This window comes from Actinomadura barringtoniae (assembly GCF_017573505.1).
GTDB classification, from domain to species: Bacteria; Actinomycetota; Actinomycetes; order Streptosporangiales; family Streptosporangiaceae; genus Spirillospora; species Spirillospora barringtoniae.
The window spans coordinates 306957-327623 of the sequence record NZ_JAGEOJ010000003.1 but is presented as its reverse complement, the minus strand read 5'-3'; the positions used below and the strand labels follow the sequence as shown (position 1 = coordinate 327623).

The 20667-nt window shown below is 65.9% G+C and carries 18 protein-coding genes and 1 pseudogene; 5 read left to right on the top strand and 14 right to left on the bottom strand.

Translation table 11 applies throughout. From position 1 onward, the window contains the following. Positions 1-2: 2 nt before the first annotated feature. A complete protein-coding gene (locus J4573_RS53775; protein ID WP_243772798.1) occupies positions 3-389 on the bottom strand; it encodes a hypothetical protein in 387 nt (128 codons plus the stop codon). A 148-nt stretch (positions 390-537) separates the two neighbouring features. Between J4573_RS53775 and J4573_RS08460 the strand changes: the two genes are divergently transcribed. Continuing rightward, positions 538-1047 (top strand): NUDIX domain-containing protein, encoded by a 510-nt coding sequence (locus J4573_RS08460; protein WP_208254719.1) that lies wholly within the window; start codon positions 538-540, stop codon positions 1045-1047. A gap of 9 nt (positions 1048-1056) precedes the next feature. Here J4573_RS08460 and J4573_RS08455 read toward each other — a convergent pair whose 3' ends face one another. From J4573_RS08455 to J4573_RS08420, 8 genes are all read right to left on the bottom strand, one after another. Next, entirely contained in the window at positions 1057-2403 is a 1347-nt protein-coding gene (locus J4573_RS08455; RefSeq protein ID WP_208254718.1) for a glycosyltransferase family 4 protein, read from the bottom strand. Further along, positions 2400-3071 carry an AAA family ATPase gene (locus J4573_RS08450; protein WP_279575388.1) on the bottom strand — a complete coding sequence of 224 codons (672 nt, stop codon included), beginning with the start codon at positions 3069-3071 and terminating at the stop codon, positions 2400-2402. The genes J4573_RS08455 and J4573_RS08450 overlap by 4 nt, the downstream gene beginning before the upstream one ends. Continuing rightward, positions 3049-3750, bottom strand: a complete 702-nt coding sequence (locus J4573_RS08445) for a DUF2797 domain-containing protein (protein ID WP_208254716.1) — start codon at positions 3748-3750, stop codon at positions 3049-3051. Before J4573_RS08445 ends, J4573_RS08450 begins: the two co-directional genes overlap by 23 nt. A gap of 178 nt (positions 3751-3928) precedes the next feature. Next, the gene (locus tag J4573_RS08440) at positions 3929-4300 is read right to left on the bottom strand and encodes a hypothetical protein (protein WP_208254715.1); all 372 of its coding nucleotides are present in this window, start codon (positions 4298-4300) and stop codon (positions 3929-3931) included. A 458-nt stretch (positions 4301-4758) separates the two neighbouring features. Then, on the bottom strand, positions 4759-5280 hold the full coding sequence (locus J4573_RS08435; RefSeq protein WP_243772738.1) for a 6-pyruvoyl trahydropterin synthase family protein: 522 nt from the start codon (positions 5278-5280) through the stop codon (positions 4759-4761). A 28-nt stretch (positions 5281-5308) separates the two neighbouring features. After that, positions 5309-5929, bottom strand: a complete 621-nt coding sequence (gene folE, locus J4573_RS08430; protein ID WP_208254713.1) for a GTP cyclohydrolase I — start codon at positions 5927-5929, stop codon at positions 5309-5311. Beyond that, the gene (locus tag J4573_RS53770) at positions 5926-6861 is read right to left on the bottom strand and encodes a dihydroneopterin aldolase (protein WP_243772660.1); all 936 of its coding nucleotides are present in this window, start codon (positions 6859-6861) and stop codon (positions 5926-5928) included. The genes folE and J4573_RS53770 overlap by 4 nt, the downstream gene beginning before the upstream one ends. Further along, on the bottom strand, positions 6858-7520 hold the full coding sequence (locus tag J4573_RS08420; protein ID WP_208254712.1) for a bifunctional DNA primase/polymerase: 663 nt from the start codon (positions 7518-7520) through the stop codon (positions 6858-6860). The genes J4573_RS53770 and J4573_RS08420 overlap by 4 nt, the downstream gene beginning before the upstream one ends. 136 nt (positions 7521-7656) lie before the next feature. On the opposite strand from J4573_RS08420, the gene J4573_RS08415 reads away from it, so the two are divergent. Next, on the top strand, positions 7657-9045 hold the full coding sequence (locus tag J4573_RS08415; RefSeq protein ID WP_208254711.1) for an NsdA family TPR-like regulatory protein: 1389 nt from the start codon (positions 7657-7659) through the stop codon (positions 9043-9045). Positions 9046-9056: 11 nt separating this feature from the next. On the opposite strand, the gene J4573_RS08410 is transcribed toward J4573_RS08415, so the two are convergent. Next, entirely contained in the window at positions 9057-9935 is an 879-nt protein-coding gene (locus tag J4573_RS08410; RefSeq protein WP_243772659.1) for a phosphotransferase enzyme family protein, read from the bottom strand. 138 nt (positions 9936-10073) lie between these two features. On the opposite strand from J4573_RS08410, the pseudogene J4573_RS08405 reads away from it, so the two are divergent. Further along, a pseudogene (locus J4573_RS08405) lies at positions 10074-10626 on the top strand (integrase core domain-containing protein); the annotation flags it as partial. Between the two features lie 1040 nt (positions 10627-11666). Here J4573_RS08405 and J4573_RS08400 read toward each other — a convergent pair. From J4573_RS08400 to J4573_RS08390, 3 genes are read right to left on the bottom strand one after another with little or no spacing between them, the layout of a single operon-like run. Further along, positions 11667-12170: a ParB N-terminal domain-containing protein gene (locus J4573_RS08400; RefSeq protein WP_208254710.1), complete on the bottom strand. Its 504-nt coding sequence runs from the start codon at positions 12168-12170 to the stop codon at positions 11667-11669. A 34-nt stretch (positions 12171-12204) separates the two neighbouring features. Further along, a complete protein-coding gene (locus J4573_RS08395; RefSeq protein WP_208254709.1) occupies positions 12205-14007 on the bottom strand; it encodes an ATP-dependent nuclease in 1803 nt (600 codons plus the stop codon). Between the two features lie 18 nt (positions 14008-14025). Beyond that, entirely contained in the window at positions 14026-16125 is a 2100-nt protein-coding gene (locus J4573_RS08390) for a UvrD-helicase domain-containing protein (RefSeq protein WP_208254708.1), read from the bottom strand. A 74-nt stretch (positions 16126-16199) separates the two neighbouring features. Between J4573_RS08390 and J4573_RS08385 the strand changes: the two genes are divergently transcribed. Both J4573_RS08385 and J4573_RS08380 read left to right on the top strand, forming a co-directional pair. Next, positions 16200-18686 (top strand): type I restriction-modification system subunit M, encoded by a 2487-nt coding sequence (locus J4573_RS08385; RefSeq protein WP_208254707.1) that lies wholly within the window; start codon positions 16200-16202, stop codon positions 18684-18686. A 28-nt stretch (positions 18687-18714) separates the two neighbouring features. Continuing rightward, positions 18715-19947: a restriction endonuclease subunit S gene (locus tag J4573_RS08380; protein WP_208254706.1), complete on the top strand. Its 1233-nt coding sequence runs from the start codon at positions 18715-18717 to the stop codon at positions 19945-19947. Positions 19948-19949: 2 nt separating this feature from the next. Here the strand turns inward: J4573_RS08380 and J4573_RS56635 are convergent, their stop codons facing one another. Next, positions 19950-20444 (bottom strand): ATP-binding protein, encoded by a 495-nt coding sequence (locus J4573_RS56635; protein WP_372442818.1) that lies wholly within the window; start codon positions 20442-20444, stop codon positions 19950-19952. Positions 20445-20667 lie beyond the last annotated feature (223 nt).

The following is a 20667-nucleotide window of genomic DNA, read 5'->3' as shown; positions in this document are numbered from 1 at the left end:
GCTCAAGGAATCTCCCGTACGTGCTGCGGACCTGGATCGTCGGTGACAGCCCCGGACGCAGGCGACCAAACGTTGAGCTGCGCAACCACGGTGACCCAGCCCAGCGAGAAGCTGAGCGACTTCCTCCAGGGCCTGGCCAGCGAGCGCGCCAGCAGATGCTCGAACTGTTCGCCGGCGGCTTCGAGCTCGCCGTCGCCGAACGCCTGAATATCGGCCAGTCCAACGCCTAACGCCTCACAACAACTCGCCATTCTGCGCCGCGTGGCCTGGCTACCTCCCTCAAAGACGGCAAGCAGGTCCGCTACCGCGTCGACACAACCGCCGTAGAGCAGCCCCTCTCCGAACTGCAGACCTACCTCCGCGCCTGCGGCCCACCTCAAGAGCCTCACCGAGCAGACGCCTAGGCGGACCGCCCGTAGGTTTGATCGACCTCGGCGTCCGTACTCGGTCGCGCTCGCCCGCAGAGCGGCCGATCTGTTCGCTGGCCTCTGGCGTGGGCTGGCCGTGGGCTCGTGGTTGGCTGGTACTGTCCGGCGGGTGGTTGCGGACGAGGGCGTGCGCTACTTCTGGCATGAGGCGCCTGTGCCGGATCGGTTGAAGATCACGCAGGTCTATGGGTATCTCCTGTGCCCGGACACGGCCAGAGTCCTGGTGCAGGACGATCAAGGGCTGTTCAATCTCCCGGGTGGCAAGCCCGAGCCAGAGGACGCCGATTTGGTGGACACGCTGGTTCGTGAGGCGTTCGAGGAGAACCAGGTTGTGGTGTCCGAGGCCGTCTATCTCGGGTACCAGGAAGTGCACCGGCCAGGGGTTCGACCGTACGCGCAGGTTCGGATGGCCGGGCTGATCGGCTCGTTTGAGGCGCGGCGTCCCGATCCTGATGGGGGCCGTATCTACCGGCGGCTCATGGTCGCGCTGTCGGAGGCTCCGGATGTGCTGGGCTGGGGTGCGCCTGCCGTGGCCCAAGCTTCCGCAGCTGCACGAGCTGCCGAGCGGGCGTGGGGTCTGCAGACCGATGCGTCGACCTCGCGCTCGTATGTCGACTGACGGTGAGTTTTAGTTCAAAGGGCGAGGTCGCGAGGCCCAGCAGCCCATGCTGTTACGGGCGGACGGATCGTCTTGCGCTCTCGATATCGGACTGGCGACGGACGGGCCGGCTGGGGTGATCGCCCATGGGGCGGCGTGGTTGAGGAAGCCGCGCATAGTGCGGGGGTAGTCGTACCTCGTGGAGGCCAGGTGACGGCCTGCGGCGCGGAGGCGGGCGCGTTCGGCCGGGTCGGCGGCCAAAGCCCGGGAGATGGCGGCAGCCAGGGAGGCGGGGTCACCGGGACGAGCGCGGTAGCCGGTCTGATCGGTGACGAGTTCTGCGAGGCCACCGGCCGCCGTGGCGACGACCGGGGCACCAGCGACGAACGCCTCCAACGGGATTCGCCCGAATGGCTCGACCCGAGAGGGCACCACGACGGCGTCGAGTGCGGGGTGGGCGAGCAGGCTACGCAGGTCGGGCGCGAAGTGCGTCAGAAGCGTGGCGTCCAGGCTTTCGGTGGCGATGCGCTGGGCGAGGTGAGCCTGGTACGGGCTGAGTTGGTGGTCTTCGGTGACGGCGGCGAGGACGGTGTGCGGTACGGCGACGCTCTGTCGAGCTAGCAGGCTCAAAGCGTCGAGGAGGTCATCGAACGCCTTGTAGGGCACCGCTCGGCCCATGGAGAGGATGAATCCTCGCTGCGCGCGACTTGGGAGCAGCCGGGCGTCGGGGGGTGGGATGTGCCGCCAGTCGGAAGGGGGCAGCCCGTTGGGCAGGTCGAGTAGTGCTCTGTCGGGGATCTGATAGCTGTCGGCGAGGTGGGTCCGCATGTGACCTGAGATGGCGGCGATGCGCCCTCCGGCCTTCACTGCGTGGTGGAGTCCCGCGAGTTCCCAGGAGATTCTGGCTCGGTCATCTGGGACGTGGAGCGCGGCGGTGGAGCGGGCGACGATGACCACCTCTGAGCGGGCACGCGGATCCAGATGTCGCGCAAGTCCGTAGAACGGGCAGTCGAACGCGATGATCAGCAGGGGGCCAGAGACTGGGAGGATCTTCTGGTTGATCGTCTCGGCGCCTTTGGCGCACGCGTTCTCGAATGCTTCTAGGCCGCCGAATCGCACCTGGCCGCCTGTGCCGTTGTCGACGGGGATGACGTTGCCGCCTGCCTGGTGGACGAGGGATTCCAATTCCTTGTGCCAGGCCGGGTTGTATTCGGTGCTCGCCGGGATGAGGTGGATCGGCATGACGATGAGGCGGACGTCCGGGTGTAGCTGTGCCGTCAGTACCTCGAGGAACGCGCGGTTGCTTCGTGCGGCTCCGGTTCCGCACGAATAGAAACCGTCGTGAATCAGGACGACGATCGTCGGCCGACTGTTCATGGTGTCCTCCCGAGCCGGCGAACGAGGCGCAGGTTTCGAGACGGAGGTTCAAGGCCGGAGATGTGAAGCACGGATGTCTGGGCAATGAGTTCGCCGAGGGCGGGCTCGATGCTGCCGATGATCTGAGCCGGGCTGCGGTAGAAGGTCGCGAGCCGGTCAAGGACGGCGGGAGAGCTCCACGGGTGCTCAGGACGCAGGCGCGTCGAGCGACGTTGCAGGCTGACGGGAACGGCGAGGTGGAGGATGACGTAGACGTCGCCGAGAAGGAGGTTTCCGTCGTGCAGGTTCCTCTTTGCCCAGGACGCTCGCTCGGCTAGGAGGTCGGCGCCATCGGCGAGGCTGTAGGCGTAGGCCAGCGAACTGAGCCAGTCGCGGTCGGAGAACACCGTGATGTCTTGGCCAAGCGCGATCTTTGCTTGGGCCGCCTTCCTGATCCAGTTGTCTTGGTGGGCATCGTCGTCCGATACCAGCGGATGCTGGTCAACGGGCAGGGCGGCGGTGCCATCGGCTTCTGCGTCCAGATACTCGCCGATTACGCAGCATCCGGCAGCGGCCAGGGTCTCGGCCATCGAGGTCTTACCTGCTCTGGGCATGCCTTCGAACACAACCAAGCGACCGGGCCGAGCTCGCTGAGTGCCGGCGTTCTCAGAAGAGTGCGGGTTGGTCATCCTGTCCATCTCCCGGTCGAGTCCAGCGCGTGATCTCCAGCCCTGTGGGCTCGGTGCCTTGGCTATGGCCGACGAGCCAACCGGCGATCCGGCGCATGTCGACCAGCATGGGACCGCTCAGGGAGTCGAGCAAGACGTAACGCCCGACGAGGCTGGTCACCTCACCGACGAGCTCTGCCGCGGCCTGGACCTTGGTGACGAGGCCAAAATCGTCCGGTGGCATGGCGAGGGCGAAGTCGTCGACCTGGTCGACCGGGGCGCACGCCGTAAGGGCAAGGCCCTCGGGCCACTGCAATCGACTGTGAAGGCGGTCGTAGGCGGTACGAATTGCCTCTTCCCGCTCGGCTCGGGGAGGCAACTCCCACCAGGCGCGGATCTTGAGGTTGCCGCTGATGCGCTCGCGGGCGAGTTCCGCTCGTGAGATCACGTGCTCGGCTCTTCGAACCGTGGTGTACGGCCCCGTGGCCAGGAGGGTGTACGTGATCGCTCCCTGCTCCAAGAGCCGATCGCGCCCGCGTTCGGCGGCAGTCAAGCCCACCTTGAGCAGCCCTGAGCCGAACCAGGCCAGATAGAGCGCGTAGGTACGGCCGACATCCACGACGGCGTCGCGGGCCAGTTGCCGGCCACGGTCAGCCCGAGCGCACGAGGCACATTGGGTATCGGTCCCGTCTACTGCCATTGCCGAGTCAGCGGGGCATGGGACGCGGCTGGTTCCGTTCCAGATTCCAATACATCGTCGTGGGGCGTGAAGGCGCCAGGCGATGCGCAGGCCGGGTTCGATGATTCGCCGGTACTCCAAGTCCCGGAGAGAACCAGGAGCCCCAGAGCGGCTGCGAGATTCGGTAAGCACCGAGGTGTCAATCGCTGTGAGAGTCGGCCGCGCCGACTCCCAATGCAGACCGGTAGAACGCCAGACGCTCGGCTGCATGGTCACGTTCGTACCTCTCGTAGAGCTCGGCCAGCGTCTCGTTCCCGGCAAGGTGAGCGATGTCGGCGAGCGCCTCGCCCGGGTTGTCGGGCATGTGCAGGTGGTTGTGCAACTCGTCGGCACCGATCGCTCGGCGAATCCGGGCCTTGAGATCTGCGATCGCGGTCTCGTCCCCGTGCGCACGCTGGTCGAGGAGCAAGAGCACCTCGACCGGCGCGCGGGTCAAATAGGAGTCTCGGGCGGCGACGTAGTCGGCACCGTACGCCTCCGGGTAAAGCCTGCGGGTGTCGTCGGTCGTCAACGTACGTCGGATGATGCGGAGAACCTTGTGGGTCCGCTCCAGCTGGTCGCGGATCTGTGACCCTGGAGCTCCGGGCTTGATCAGCGCCACGGTCAGTGAGAGCGGGGGCCAGCTCACTGGGACGGAAGGTGCTCGCATCCGTACCGCCCACTCCAGCAGGCATCCGCACGGCCGCGCCTCGGCCAGATCGGGATGACATGGCGGAGTCGAGGTCATGAGCGCGAGGGCGTCTACGGCGCAGGTGGTGCAGCTCCGTATGGGAGCGGCGATCCCGACGCCGAAGTGGGCTAGGGAGATCCCTGCCCGATAGCTGGCCCACCAGGCATCCCATGGGCTGGCCAGCCGCGCCGTCCCCGCTGTGTCTTCGCCAGATAGAAGTGTCTCCATCACGTGGCCTAGCAGAGCCTTCGGGATGTGCTTGGCCGACCACTGCTCGCGAGCCCAGGTGTTCGCGGACATCATCGCCGAGGTCCCGTCTCACAGGAGCTCGTCGCCGCAACGGAATGCTCCGCCGAGGGAACGTCCGCTGCCGCAGTGGCCGCCGTATCCGGAGCCTCCGAAAGGGTGAGCTCGACGCGTTCTATCCGCAGATCATCGTCAATGCGAGTGAGGAATTGCTGGAGCAGGTAGGCGGCGATCGCCTCAGTGGTCGTATTGACCACCGGGAGGAGAACCACGTCCTGGACGGGGAGGCTGTATCGCTTGAGGCCGCACTCGATGAAGATCTGGTCGTCCTCGCGCCAGCATGATCCGCCCAGTGGGCGGGTGGGCATCAACGTACGGCGGCGTAGAGGCGCGATCACCGCGGCCAAGGCGTCCTTGACGAGATGGAAATCCACCACCATCCCCGCCTCATCGAGACCTCCGATCAGGCGGGCCGTCACGCTGAAGGTATGGCCGTGAAGCGGCTCGAACTCGCCCTCGTGCAGACCGGCATGGGCTGCGGAGAACACGAACGGGCCGCCTCCAATCTCGATCATCACGACTCGGGTCCTCTCAAGGCAGGGGTCAGGCGTGGATGTTGGCGAGGCTGAAGAACTCTTCGCGCGCTCTGGCGTCGTTCAGGAGCAGGCCGTGCAGGGCGGAGGTCACCGTGCTGGAGCCGGTTGCGCGGGCGCCTCGTAGGGTCATGCACAGGTGCTCGGCGACCAGCACGACGCCGACGCCCTTGGGGTGAAGGTGCTGGTTCAGCCAGTCGGCGACCTGCTGCGTGAGGCGTTCCTGGACTTGCGGCTTGTGCGCGAAGAGCTCGACGACTCGCGCCAGTTTGGACAGCCCGAGGATGCGCTCTCCAGGCAGGTAGGCGACATAGGCGTGCCCCGTGAACGGCAGGAAGTGGTGTTCACACAGGGACGTGAAGCCGATCTCTCGTTCGATCACGAGCTGCTGGTAGCCCTCGTCGTTGGGGAAGGTCGTGAGGTCGAAGCGGCGGGGGGTGAGAAGCTCATCGAAGGCACGGGCCATACGGCCAGGGGTCTTCGATCGGCTCTCGTCGTCCAGATCCACCCCGAGCGCGATGAGCAGGTCGGCCGCCGCGCGCTCGGCCGCCGGCAGGTTTCGTGTGCCGAGGGCACTGGAGATCGGCAGGGGAGCCACGTCGCCGGCCGCCACGTCGCTGGGCGCTGTCATGACGATTCGCCCTCAGAGCCTGCGGCAGGCCGTTCGGTGAAATCGGCAGGGGTGCGCTCGATCATCACTCCGACGGTGTCGGCGAAGCGCAGAGCGCCGGGCTTGCGGACTCGGACCTGGACGTACGGTGCGCCGTGCTCTGCGACGACGATCCGAGCGACCGCCGTCGCGAGGGTCTCTACGGTGCGGTACGAGGACTCCTCGACATGCGCGATGATCGCCTTTGTCGCCGTGCGGTAGTTCCACGCGTCGGCCAGGTCGTCGCTGGCCGCGGTCGGCCGGGCGTCGACGCCGATCCGCAGATCGATGACGACGTCGGAGCGGTCGCGACGTTCTTCGTCCCGGCAGCCGATCACGCACCTTAGGCGCAGGCCGTCGATCTCGATGAGGTCCACGAAGATCTTGCCTCCTGGCGAATTGATCAGGGGTGAGGTCGGTTCGTGCTCGGCTCGGCGCTCACGCCCAGACGCGGCGGTCGCGATGGCCTCGGCTTGTTGGGCGTCTCGGTCGTCGAGCGGCAGCACGGCCCGGACGACCTTGCCGACCGGCTGGGGATGGAAGCTGAGGTCGGCGAGTGCCGTTGCGATGGTGAGGCCGAATCCGCCGCCTGGTCCGCCTTGCCTACGGACCGGCATTGCCTCGGCGCCGTCCCGGACTTCGATCTGGACCTGGGCACCGTGACGTCTGTGCGACGGCTGAGCGGGGAGCAACTCGACAGCCAGTTCCACGGGCGGACGTCCGTGCACGAGCGCGTTCGTGACGAGTTCGGACACCAGCTGGATGGCCGCCTCCGCCGAGCTGTTCAGGCACCATCCGAGCAGGGTCTGCTCCGTCACGTTGCGGGCGAACCGCACGGGGGTCTCCAGGCCGTCGAGGTTCCACGCGTGCTGCCACGGCCGGTTCGGCAGCTCTCCTCTTCCAGGGGTGGTCATCGGCAGCTCCGACGCCAGCGGTCGCGCTTTCGCAGGGCGACCGTCATGATCAGCTCGCTCAGGTCTTCGAACTCCGGCAGGTGCGGAACGTTGGCGTCGGTCGGCGGGACGACCCATCGCACCGTCGAGTCGCCCTGCGGGCTGCCTGGAGGGAGCACGACCAACTGGCCCGTGCCGATGTGCGCGAAGCCGGTGCCCAGCAGGTTCGCCACGCTCGTCCACTGCTGCGCTTGTCCGGTTGCGACCAGCAGGGTGACGGTGTCGTCGTCGGACATCACGGCGCCCAGCCACGCGCCACCCGATGTGAGCCGTTCGAGAACGCGATGCCCGGCCTTCACCGGAAGCGTCACCATGTCGAAGGCTTCGCCAGCGGGGGTCACGATCCCCGCGTGGGGCCATCGGGTCCACCACTCGCGGACCCGTTCCAGGTCGGTCGTCAGCTCAAGTACATCGCTGCAGGCACCGAGCCCGCAACGGTCCCCACGGGCGGGGAGCCTCGCACCGACCATCACCGGCCAGCCCCAGCGCGAGACGTACTCCGCTGCAGCTCGACCTACAGGAGTGGCCAGCTCCACTCGAGCATTCGTGAGGTGACTTCCGGGTCGGCGCTGAGCCGGCTGCCAGAAAGCGTCTTCGATCTCCAAGGCGTTGCCGTCCATGCCGTACAGCCAACGCTTCGGCAGGCGTTGCGGGGAGCGCACAGTCGTCGTGCATGTGTGCATTCCGGTGTGCATTCGCAGGCGGTTTACGGCACGGGCTTACCAGTCCGTGAGTGTCGGATTACGCTGCGGAGGTATGGAGCGCCAGCTCAACACACGGCTTGCCGCCGTCATTGACGAGGCGGACGTCTCCCATCTCGGTTTGGCCAGCCGCATCTGCGAGGTCGCCAAGGAGTGGCGGGTGGCGCCGCGGCCGGCTCATACGCAGATCGCACGCTGGGTCGAGGGGCAGAAGCCCAGGGGAATCACCCCTGCGCTGATCGCGGAGGCCTTGAGCCGCAAACTGGGCCGCCGTGTCACTCTCGCCGAGATCGGTATGGAAGGCGCAACGACGTCCCCTGAGGCGGGCTTGATCTTCGCGGATGTCCCGTCTGAGCTCATCGAGAATCTGAATGAGCTCATGAATGCCGACCTTCGACGCGCGGAGTTCCTTCGCGGCAAGGTCACGGCCAGCGCGCTCAACGGTCCCGCGTTCGAATGGTTGCTGGCGAGCCCGGTGGAGCCACCGGAGGCCGCTGGTCGGCGCCGGATCGGCGCCAGCGACGTAGAAGCCATTCGTTCGACAGCCAGCATGTTCGCCGACCTGGACAACCGGTTCGGAGGCGCCCATGCCCGAACTGCTGCTGTGCAATATCTGTCCTCCCAAGCCATCCCACTGCTCAACGGAACGTATAGCGGTCCCATCGGACGGGCCCTCTTCAGCGCCGTGGCCGAGTTCAGCCTGTCAGTCGCCTGGATGGCCTACGACAGCGGCTGGCACGGCCTCGGCCGTCGCTACAGTCTGCAGGCGCTCGCTCTCGCCCACCAGGCAGGTGACCGGCTGCTCGGCGCCAGCACGCTGTCCGCACTCTCACATCAGGCCAACTACCTCGGCGAACACAAGGATGCCGTGAACCTGGCTCGGGCAGCGCAGCACGGCGTCAAAGGCCACGCTCCAGCATTGCTAGAGGCTCAGTTCGCCGCCATGGAAGCCCGCGCCGCTGCTGCGCTTGGCAACTCAAGGAGCGACTGCCTCAACGCGCTCATGACGGCCGAAGACTCGTTCAACCGGCACCGCGAGGGCTCTGAGCCTGCGTGGATCAGCTACTTCGACGAGGCTGAACTGGCCGACGAGTTCGCGCATTGCTTCCGGGACCTTGGCAGGCCCGAGGAATCGCATCGCTACGCAAATGCCTGCTTGGCGGCAGGGCGAGCCGACGACGGAAGCGACGAGTACCCGCGCAGCCGGACGTTCTCCAGGATCGTTCTCGCCACTAGCTACCTGGAGCAGGGAGAACTTGAAGAAGCTTGCAGCGTGGCGACAGCGGTGCTTCCGCGTGTGGAGGAAACTGCCTCGGTGCGATGCACGGCCTATCTCCGGGACTTCCACCGTCGAACGCGCCCTCACCGAGATCACGCGGTGGTGGTCGAGTTCACCGAACAGGCACGTCCGCTTCTCGAAGGCCGCCACCTCGCCAGTATCTAGAGCCCTGCTCGTCAGTACGGGTGCCACAGCCGTGGTCTCGCTGGGTCGGCGAGGTCCTGGATCCGGCGGCTCACCTCCGCCGCGATGGACTCGTCGTCACCGGCCTGCTGCGACAGCCAGCAAGTCATTCGAAGTTCCCGGACCGCTCGTAGCACCGGGTAGCCCGGCAACTGGGTGACGTCGAACCCATAGGCCTGGCAGAACTCTTCGTACTCGGCGTCGGTGTGCCAGCCCAGCTCGCGATAGACGGCCGTGATCGCCAGATCCCACTCGGGAGGGCCCCAACACACGCCGTCCAGATCGAAGAGCACGGCCTCGCCCTCGGGAGTCCGAAGGACATTCCCGATGTTGGCATCGCCATGGATAACGGCGGTGGGCAAGACGTACTCGACCTCCTGCAGGGCTCCGCGCAGATCCCGGGCCAACGTACGAAGCTGTGCCTTGTCCTCATCTGGAATGCCCTGCACCGCCTCGATCCGCTCATCCACGCGTGAGAACGGGTCCAGGGCCGGCAGGCTCAACTCGGCAGGCGGACGAAGACCGTGCAGCTTACGCAGGAGGCGTCCCAGCTCGGCCGGGACGGTCCACTCACCGTCCACCGCATGCCACAACGACACGACGGTGCCGCCGACAACGAACGGCTGCTCCACATCGAGCGGACGCGTCACAGGAAGCCCTTCGGCCGTCAGCCAGCGCGCCACCTCTACCTCGCGGCGCGACTGCTCCAGCCGATCCATGCCTCGCTCGACGCGGGCAATGATCTGGCCATGGCTCAACCTGAGCACGGCTCGGTCGCCGACCCGGATCAGCTCAAGGTCGCCCGCAGCGACGCCCGCGAGGGGCGCGACCTCACGCACGGCGGTCACCGCAAGGTCGGCGAAGGACGTCATGGGGCCATCACCCCGCTTCCAATCGATTCAGGCACAGACCCAGTCTTCACGATCACCGCACCCAGCAGGAGATGGAGACCTACTCCCAGCCATGGCGCGCGCTGCTCCCCGGCCCGCTGACCCGCGCCCGCCCCGCGCGGCGGCTGGCGCGCCCATGGCCGCCCCGCCTGCCCCGACCGGCGCCGCCACCTGGGCGACGACTACATTCACTCGGCCGTGGACGACCACACCCGCATCGCCTACAGCGAGATCCACCCCGATGAGAAGGCCGCCACTTGCGCCGCGTTCCTGCTCCGCGCCGCCGCGTTCTTCACCAGCCTGGGCATCACCCGGGACGAACGGGTGCTGACCGACAACGCCTGGGCCTACCGCAAAGCCACCGCCTGGCGGAACGCCCTGGACCAGCTCGGCGCGGCCGGCAAGCGCACCCGCGCCTACCGGCCCCAAACCAACGGCAAGGTCGAACGCTTCAACCGCACCCTGACCGAGGAATGGGTTGACGCCCGCCCTACACCAGCAACCAGCAACGAACCGACGCACTGGCCGATTTCCTCCACACCTACAACCACCATCGCGGACACACGCCCTGGGCGGCCAACCACCCATCACCCGCGTCAACAAACCTGCGGGTCACGACACCTGGCCGGTGAGGGCTCGGAGGGAGAGTGCGGTCAGCTCGGCTTCGAGCTAGTGGCTGGGGCCGACGATCGCGGCCCGGAACGCCGGGCGGCCGGGCAGCGCCTCGCAACGCGCGATCAGCGGTCCGGGTCGGAGCCTGGTTCCTCGGCGATGTGGGTGCCTTTAAAGATTATCAGCGCACAGCGTGTCATGTGCTTACACGCATGGTGAGGCGCCCGGCCGATGCATGTTGTGGTCGGGCAATTACAACTAGTTATATATTGCCGTTCCACGTGAAACGACTTTGGCTTTTCTGGAGGTTGAATTCGGTGGCCTTGATTACGTGGAGTTACAGTCGGGGAAGGAAACTTCATCGCGAGTGTTGAATTGTCATCGCTAACTAGATGGTGGCATAATTTCCGTCAGCGCATCGACTCAGGAGCTGTCCTGGTCGTCGCCCGGGTCGTCGAGGACGGCCCCAGGTTGGGTGCTGCCCGACCTGCCTGTGAGCCCCGAGAGGGCTGACTGAGGAGGTGCGTCAGGTGCCCAAGCGCCCCGACAAGGGCAGGACGCCGAAGGAGGACCACTGGAGGCATGGGCTGCTCCTCGCTGGTATGGCGAGGCTGCTGCTTGAGCTGATCCGGTGGTTCCAGGATGGCGGCCCGGGGCGTCTCCCCTAGTGGGGTAGGCGAACCACCGGGCCGCAACGGGGAGCCTTCGCGTCCCATCCGCCAAGACGCGGGCGTGGAGGCTTCCTGCTTGTGTTGTCAGATCGTTCCTGGGCCTTAAAATACTATCTCGGTTTCGCGTAACTTGCCAGCTCCCAAAGTTATCCAGGTTTAAGAGTTCTGGCTAACTCAGAAGCTAAGGAAGTAAGTGAGAGACTCAAGTTTCGTGTAACTAGACTTCATCAACCTTGGGTTGATTGGTTTGAAGGTATTGTTTAGAACCCGGCTAGTTTGCTGAAACCAGTTAAGTCTAGAGAGTTATGAGTGACCCTCGGTTAGCCCGAGCTCTCCGAGTGACTCAAACCAGGGTGAAGTTCACCGGACCGGTATCGCTTGGCTCGAAGGAGGGCACAGCAACCCCCGTCGGCCTCGTGCGCTGTCTTGGTCAGGTGGTGCGGCGTACACAGCGATCACAGGTTGTCGTCCTCATTGGTGCCGCCGAGGTGGGCGGCGTGATGGGGGTCGGCTTCGGTCGCGTGCCTTTCACAAATGCTGGCCCCTGCCAGCCACTGGCATCGGTGCCCATCGCGGGCGAGGTTCCGCGGGCGGATGTGGGAGTACCAGCCGGCTGGTAGCGGAGCTTGGCTACCTTCTCCGGGCTGACCTTGCGTGCCATGTCGCGGTCGATCGCGGCGATGGCATCGGTGATGCGTTGCTTCTCGATGGCGACACCGAGTACCCGATGCTGGCCATCGATGCTGCGCAGGGAAGAGATGCCGCCGATTGCCCACGGGACGGTGAGGTAACCGACTGCGCCGTGCTCATCGACCTTCTCGAAGCTGCAGCCTTCGGCGTCGCGGGCCAGGAGGGCGGGGGCGACCCAGTCCTGCTTGGTGCCAGGTATTCGCCGAAGTGTTTGGCGTGCAGCTGGCCGCACGCCATCGAGCAACCTGGAGGCTCGCACTGAACGGCGGCCGGCTCGGTTAAGGAGTCGGACAGCCGCATCTCGCTCGTGGGAACGTAGTGACCTCGACGGCCAGGTCAAGGATTGGCTGGGGCAGTTGCCGTTCGATCAGTGCACCTTGGAACTCCGGCAGCGTCCGGTGCGGTCCCGGATCGACGCCGTCGAACAGGTCCGTCAACAGGCTGAGCAGCCTGCCGACTCTTCCGGGCATCGGCGAGGCGGGGTCGGCGTAGGCCTGCGTCAGCGAGGCGCCGATGTTGGCCGCCTTCCAAGGCCCGTCATGCTCCTCGTTGATGCCCAGCCAGTGCTCAATGGTGCCGGTGAGGCGAACCGCCCCCGAGAACGCCGACCCTGCGTCGTGAGAGGCCGCTGACAGGGCGATCAGTGCGGCCTCGTCCTGGCAGATCCTTGTCTTCAGTTTGTTGCTGTCGCTGGTCGGCATCGCCGAGTCCTGATCCCAGAGGACCACATGCGGAATACCGAACAGTGACAACGTGGTCGACACCCGGTGCAGCTCGAACTTCCCGAACGAGTCCAGTATCCCGACGTTCGGGCCGAGCCTGCTCATGAGGCCGCGCCTGCTCAGCCATTCGAAGAACAGCACATCACTGGGGCCCTCCACGACGAGCACCCGATCGGCGAAGAAGGCTGCAGCGCGCCGCGCGTCCATGTCGTACAAGACCCGCTGCCGCTCCTCGTCCGCCGCGGTCTGCCTCACCGTCTTGAAGCAGGACCTGGAGCCCATCGCGTACGCCGACCGGGTGTGAATGGTGCTCAGCGCGGTGCGAACCTCGTCGGGCGTCGGTGAGACGGCCTCCACCCGGTGCAGCCGCCGCTGCACTCGCGCGATCGCCTCCGGCGAGGTCTCCACCGCCGACAGCATCGTCGGGTCGTGCGTCGTGATCGTCACAGCCGTGTTGCCGGACGCGATGAGCTCACGCAGATCCTGGGAGAGGCGGGTGACCTGGGCGGGATGCAGGAAGGCCTCGGGCTCCTCGAAAAGGATCCAGCGGAACGCGTTCTCCTTGGCCACAGATCGCAGCTTGGCCGCCGCCTGAATGAGGGCGGCCACCAGGGCGCGCTGCACGCCGGAACCCTGCGTCTCCACCTGTCGCTGGGTGCCGTCCTGCCGGAGCTGCAACTCGATGAGATTACGCATGATGAGCTCGTTGGACAGCTCACCGACGTCCACCTTGACCGACAGGCCCCACGGCGACAGCGCCTCGTCGAGGTCGCTCTCCAGCGCGGTGATCGGCCCCTCCGCCAACGCCTCACCGAGCGCGCCGAGTGTTCTGCGTACGCCCATCAGCAGGCCGTCGGTGTATCTCTCGGAGAAGGCCAGCAGGAGCACGTCACGCAGTGGCGATGGGTCCGACAGCGAGGTGTGGTCGCTCATCTGGGCGAGCGTCGGAACGTAGACGCACTGCCCGAGCCTGGCAGCGGTGTCCCAGCCGGTTGGCTGCGGATCGCCGCCGTCGGCCGGGATCAGGTAGTAGGCCCCGTCTTTGTGCTCCGCTCCTCCTGCCAGCCACCGGCGGATGCGTACGGATCCGCCCTCGGCCGGCTCCTGGAAGATCTGCTCTGCCTCGGTGGGGCTGACCTCATAGTCGATCTCGACCCAGGATTCCTCACCCTCGGGCATCTGCCAGGGCAGATCCCGGGCGGCCTCCCATTCCAGCGACCCGTAGAACAGGCGTACGGCGTCCAGCACGGTGGACTTGCCGGCGTTGTTCGGGCCGATCAGCGCACTGAACTCGCGCAGGTGCAGCCGGAGGTCCAAGGCACCGCGAACGTTGCGTACGGCGACGCGTTGGGGGCGCATGGGGGATGCTCCTCGTGGTCAGCGTGGCAGGAACGGGCTGGGCGTTCCGGAATACGACACATACAGTCGGTCGCGTGCACGGGTGCATGCGACGTAGAGCACGCACCGCTCCCGTTGCATGCTCTCCAGGTGGGCTGGTTTGTCGATCTCCTCGGCGACCAGAGCGCGGGGGTGGGGCACGAGGCCCTCGTGCACCCCGACAACGGCGACACACTGGAACTCCAGGCCCTTGAGGCTGTGCATCGACCCCACGCGGACCCGGTTGCCGGAGGCGGCGGGGCTCTCGGTCTCGATGCCCGCGGCATGGAGCCGGTCGGCCACGTCGCCGGCCTTCCGGTTGACGCGAGCCGTCACGGCGATCGCGCCCGGCTCGACGCCATCGGCCAGCCAGGCCCTGACCTGGGCCGCCGCGGCGTCGCATTCCTGGGTCCAGCCCGGGAACCGCCGGACGATCGGCCGCCTTCCGTGCATCGGCGACTCGTAGCCGTCCAGGCTGTCGGGCCAGCCGTCCAGCTCTTCGGCGGGCGCCAAGCCCAGCACGCGCACGGCCCAGGTGAGGATCTCCTGGGTGGTGCGGTAGCTGACCGTCAGCCGCTGGGTCCGCCCGACGATATCCACGCCGATCTTGCTCATGGAAACGCGGTGCTGCCAGATGCGCTGGTGCGGATCGGCGACGAGGAAGAGGTCGTCCTTGCCCACCGGGGCGGCGGCCCGCAGCAGGCGCCACTGCGCGGGATGCAGGTCCTGGGCCTCGTCGATGATGATGTGGCGGTACAGGAAGCGCCCGTCGGCATGCAGAATCTTGGCCGCCTCATCGGCGACCTGCAGAAAGGACCGCTGGTTCAGAGACGAGAGCCGGGTGCGCAGTTCCTCGATGGCCGTCCAGACAGCGGGCTTCTTCGATGGGTGCAACGCCGCGCCTCGGCCGCGGCGCCGCGCGGCCAGGTAGGACTCAAGGTCGGTGATGTCCTGGGCCAGCAGTACATGCTCCCACTCGTCGACCAGGAACTCCCCGGAGTAGCCGTCCGGTCGCCGGGCGTTCGCCAGCCCGATGAGATCCGCACGCTCGATCACCTGGGGCTGATGGCCGAGCCGTTCGCGCAGCACCCCGGTGGCCAGCTGGTCGGTCGTGAGCACCTCGATCCGGTCGCGCGCCCCCCGATCCTCGATCAACTGGTCGAGCTGTCGGCCGAGCTCGGCCGAGAGCGGACGGCTGAACGTGGTCATCAGGATCGGCGCGCCATCGTCGTACTGCCGCGCCAGGTGCGCGGCCCGGTGCAGAGCCGTCACGGTCTTGCCGGTGCCCGCGCCCCCGGTGACCATCACCGCGCCCCCGTACGGCTCGTGGTAGGCGATCCTGCGCTGCGTCGGATGCAGGAAGATCCGCCACAGCGCGAACGGCGGCCGCAGCATCTTCGCCAGCTCGTCTGGGCCGTCGACGAACGCGATCTGATCGGGAGTGCGCTCGATCGCGGCCGACAGGTCGGTGGGCTCGACCGTCTCCGGCTTGGCGGCGTCCACCAGGTTCTTGCTGAGCTCGGCCCAGGTGGCCTCGGCCGACATGCCCGAGGCCAGGGCCACGAGCACGTCGTACTGCAACGCGGGCAGCATGTGCTGCAGCGCGTCCAGGTGCGCCTCGCGCGTCAGCAGCCGGACGATCGGCAGCACCTGATCGTCCACCCCGAGCGACCGGAACTCGGAATCCTTCACGTGATCGAACAGCCGGGCCGGCGTGCTATCGGCGGCCAGCTGGAGGGTGCCCTTCATACTCTCCAGCTGTGCCGCGTCGCGGATCTCCAGCACTCCGAGCACCTGGTTGACGGTGAACAGCCTGCTCGTGGCGTACGCGATCGCCTCGTCGTGCGGGAGCACCCGCAGGAGGCAGTAGACGCCCCCAGCTTCGCCGGACTCGGGCGCGAGGACGACGCCGCGCCAGAATCGGTCGATCCGGATCGTCCGGATGCGCGAGTCCTCGGCGCGGCGCAGCTTCTCCAGATGCAGACCCGCGTGGGTGTGCTCCGCGAACTTCCCGATAGCCTCCTGGACCGCGCGCTGGACCGGCTTCTCGAGCTTGGCGTACTCGGCGAGGAACTCCTTGGCGATCGCCAGCTGCGGCACGAGCGCTCCTCCCGGTGACCGGACAGGGTTCTCATGGTAGGACTCCGCTCACCGGCGGCGGACCCGATAACGTGATGCGGAAATCGCATCCGAACGACGACTGGGGGCGCCGTCCCGTGGCGAAGCTGACGTTGCCGCAGCTGGAAGCGCATCTCTTCGGAGCGGCCGACATCTTGCGCGGCAAGATGGACGCCTCCGAGTTCAAGGAATACATCTTCGGGATGCTGTTCCTGAAGCGGTGTTCTGACCAGTTCGACGCCATCCGGGAACGGGTGGTCGCCGAGCAGATGGCTGCGGGCCGTACCAAGGCGCAGGCCGAGGAGCTCGCCGAGAACCCGGTCTTCTACAGCGGCGGCGACTTCTTCGTCCCGGTGAAGGCCCGCTGGAAGTATCTGGTGCACGAGTCGGGTGGAAAGGGCGTCGCGGATCTGCTCAACAAGGCGCTGGGGGCAGTCGAAGAGGCGAACGACACGGCCTTGCAAGGCGTGGTCGGCCATATCGACTTCAACCGCAAGGTCGGCAGAACCGCACTGTCGGACAAGAGCCTGCAGAACCTGATCAAGCACTTCACCTACCACCGGCTGCGCAACGACGACTTCGAGTTCCCCGACCTGCTGGGCGCGGCGTACGAGTACCTCATCGGCGAGTTCGCCGACTCGGCCGGCAAGAAGGGCGGCGAGTTCTACACGCCGCGTGGTGTCGTGCGGATGATGGCGCGGCTGGTCGACCCGCACGAGCACATGCGGGTGTACGACCCCTGTTCCGGCTCCGGCGGCATGCTGATCATGGCTAAGGAGTACGTCGCGGAGAACGGTGAGGACGCCAGCGACCTGTCCCTGTTCGGCCAGGAGGCCAACGGCGGCACCTGGGCGATCTCCAAGATGAACATGATCCTTCACGGCATCGTCAACGCCGACTTGGAGAACGAGGACACCCTCGCCAATCCGAAGCACGAGGACGCCGGTCGGCTGATGACCTTCGACCGGGTGCTCACCAATCCGCCCTTCTCACAGAACTACGAGAAGGGCGGGATGCAGCATCAGGACAGATTCGAGTACGGCTGGGCGCCGGAAACCGGCAAGAAGGCCGACTGGATGTTCGCCCAGCATGTACTGGCCGTGTTGCGCCCAGATGGCATCGGCGCCACGGTCATGCCGCACGGCGTGCTCTTCCGCGGCGGTGCGGAACGCACGATCCGCGAAGAGGTCATCAAGGCCGATCGCCTTGAGGCGGTCATCGGCCTCGCCCCGAACCTGTTCTACGGCACCGGCATCCCGGCCTGCATTCTGATCTTGCGCGGCACGGCAGCACGCCCCGCCTCGCACCAGGCCAAGGTGCTGTTTATCAACGCCGACCGCGAGTTCACCTCCGGCCGGGCCCAGAACTACCTGCACCCCGAACACGCCGAGAAGATCGTCGCCGCGTACCGATCGTTCCTGGCTGATCCATCCCTGGACATCCCAGGCTTCGCCCGGGTCGTCTCGCTGGACGAGCTCGCCAACAACGACTTCAACCTCAACATTCGCCGCTACGTCGACAACACTCCGCCGCCCGAGCCCCAGGACGTACGGGCGCACCTTCACGGCGGCGTCCCCAAGTCCGAGGTCGCCGCTCACGAGGCGGCGTTCCGGGCATACGGCGTGGACGTGCACGCGCTGTTCGATGAGCGGGACGCCGACTACTACAACTTCCCCGCCGAGGGCTGGCAGTCGGCCGCCGACCGCATCCCCGCCCTTGCCGTTCCTGCCGAGGACCGCCTTCGCGAGACGTTCGACGAGTGGTGGGACAGTCACGGCAAGCGCCTTCGCGAGCTACCCGAGACCCGCGGGGTGATGGACACCCGCGCCGAGCTCCTCAACTCCTTCGTTGCCGAACTCGAGCCTCTCGGTGTCCTAGACCGCTTCCAGCTCGCCGGTGCCATCGCCTCCTGGTGGGGCGGCGTCCAGTACGACATCCGTTCGCTGGCTTACCACCAGTTCAGCGGCGTCGTTCAAGGCTGGCTGACCAGCATCGAGAACGCTTTTGACGACGACGGCCCCGCCGCCGCCCTCAATGCCCAACGCCGCGCCGCCGACAAGCGCAAGTCCCGGGAGCACCCGCTGGTCCCGTACGTCCTCGCGGATTACCTGAACGAGCTAGAGGAGGCCGAGAACCTTCGCGTCGAACTCGATGCCAAGGTCAAGGCTGCCACCGCCACCCCCGATGAGGATGCAGAAGACGCCGAGGAGATCGATCCGCTCGAACTGAAGCGGCTCCGCGCCCAGCTCACCGCCGCCAAGGCCAACGTCCGCAAGCTGGAGAAGACCTTCGTCGACAGGCTCGCCGTTGGCGTCCGTCAGATCCACGAGGCTGAGACCGAACCCGACCTGGTCATGCGCATCCTCAAGGCAGACCTCCAACGCCGCCTCGACACCCGCTTGTCCACCGGCCGCCGCGCCCTGATCGACCGATACACCACTTGGGCCACCAAGTACGCGGTCACGTTGCCGGAACTCGAAGCCCAACGCGCTGCCGCCGCCAACCGGGTGAACGAGATGCTCCAGGAGCTCGGCTATGCGTGACCTCCCAACTGGATGGAAGCTCGCGACCGTGGACGAGATCTCTCTGGGGCCCGGGCAATATGGGAGTGGTGCAGCGGCAATTGCCTATGATCCAGCCCTCCCTCGCTATGTGCGAATTACTGATATTGGTCCTCAAGGTGGGCTCAACGCTGGCACGCTGGCGTCCATTCACTGGGGTGAGGCCAAGCCGCATATGCTCAATGAGGGAGATCTCTGCTTTGCCCGCTCGGGCGCCACCGTAGGGAAGACCTACTTGTATGACAACGTAGACGGACCATGTGCCCATGCCGGATATGTCATTCGTTTTGCCATCGACGAATCTGTTGCATTGCCGCAATATGTGAAATATTGGACTCAATCTGAGGGCTACTGGCGCTGGGTCAACAACACTTTTAGGCAGGGTGCTCAGCCAAATATTAACGCCCTTGAGTACGGAAGGCATCAGTTGCCTCTGCCGCCGCTCGCGGAGCAGCGGCGGATCGCGGAGATCCTCGATGCGATCGACTCGCAGATTTCGGCGATAGGCCTCGACCTTGTCAAGCAGAGATCTCTAAGGATCGCGGCACTCCGGTATGCGATGGGCGATGGGCTGGAACTCATCGCCTCCGTTGAGACGTCGCGATTCCGAGAGATTGAGGGGATATCGAGGGGGGAATGGTCTGCGGTCCGGCTAGGTACGCTGCTCTCTCGCATAGAAGCGGGCCACAGTCCGGACCTGGAAGACCGCCCCGCTGGGCATGGTGAGTGGGGTGTGCTAAAAGTTAGCGCTGTGGGTCGCGATGGATTTCGGTCGGCGGAAAATAAAGTAGCCCCTGATGGAAAAATGCATCATGAAGCACTGTGTGTTCGTGTTGGCGACCTAATTATGACCCGCGCGAATACTGCCGATCTGGTCGGGCTTAGTTGCGTCATTGAAGACACCCCATCGAACCTGATGCTGTGCGACAAGACCCTTCGGTTGATTGTGGACAAAAAGAAGGCTTCAGTAGCATTTGTAAATCTCGTTCTTGAAATGCATGAGTTGCGCACTCAGATTCAGATTGCAGCCACTGGAACAAGTGCAAGTATGAAGAATATTGGCCAGTCTTCAATTCGAAATCTTGTCGTTCCTTTCTCGGATCTAGTCAATCTTGGGCGTGTCTGCGGGCTCGATGTGGCCTATCGCGAGTCTTTTGAGAAGCAGCAAGCGGAACTGCGGAACCTCCGGGCTCTCAAGCAGGGACTGATGGAGGACTTGCTGAGTGGGCGGGTGCGGGTCTGAGGTCAGGTGGGCATGAGGGCCCAGATGACCTTCCCCTCGCCTGTGGCGGCCGGGCGGGTGCCGGAGTCCTTGGCGTAGGCCGTGATGATGGTGAGGCCTCGGCCGGATTCGGCGGTTTCGGGGGCGTCACGCTGGACTGGGCGTGCGGGGGATGGGTCCCAGCACTCTAGGAGCGGGGCCTGATGGTAGATGGCGCAGCGGAGGCGTATCTGCTGGCCTCGGGCCGCTGTCACTGCGTTGGTGACTATCTCGCTCATCACAAGCATGGAGTCGTCGATGTGTTCGCGGTCGAAGCCCCAGGCGGTGAGGGTGTAGCGACCAGTTCGCGAGCCAGGACCGCTGAGGACGGCTCGGCGAGCAGGGATAGGCGGACCTCGGGGGAACCGGGGGCCGGCGGGGTCAGGTCGTGGTCGTTCATGTCGGGCCGCCCTGGGATTTTGTGAACTCACCCTCACTTTCGGTGGTCGCGGGTTAGCGTGAAGTGGGTTGGAAACCATGCGATTCGCGCAGATCGGGGCGGTTGCGCTATCAAAGAACGACTCCCGGGACTCCAGGGATCCCGATGGTGGGCGTCTGGGACTTCGGCGTGAGGCGTTCGCTGGGTTGCTGGCGTGGGTGAAGCGCGGGGAGCTTGGCCTGTAGTGGCGAGATGTCCGGCCGGTTGCTAATTGACGTGGCGTGCGACGATCCCGGCAGGGAATGATGAGACTGCTGTGATCT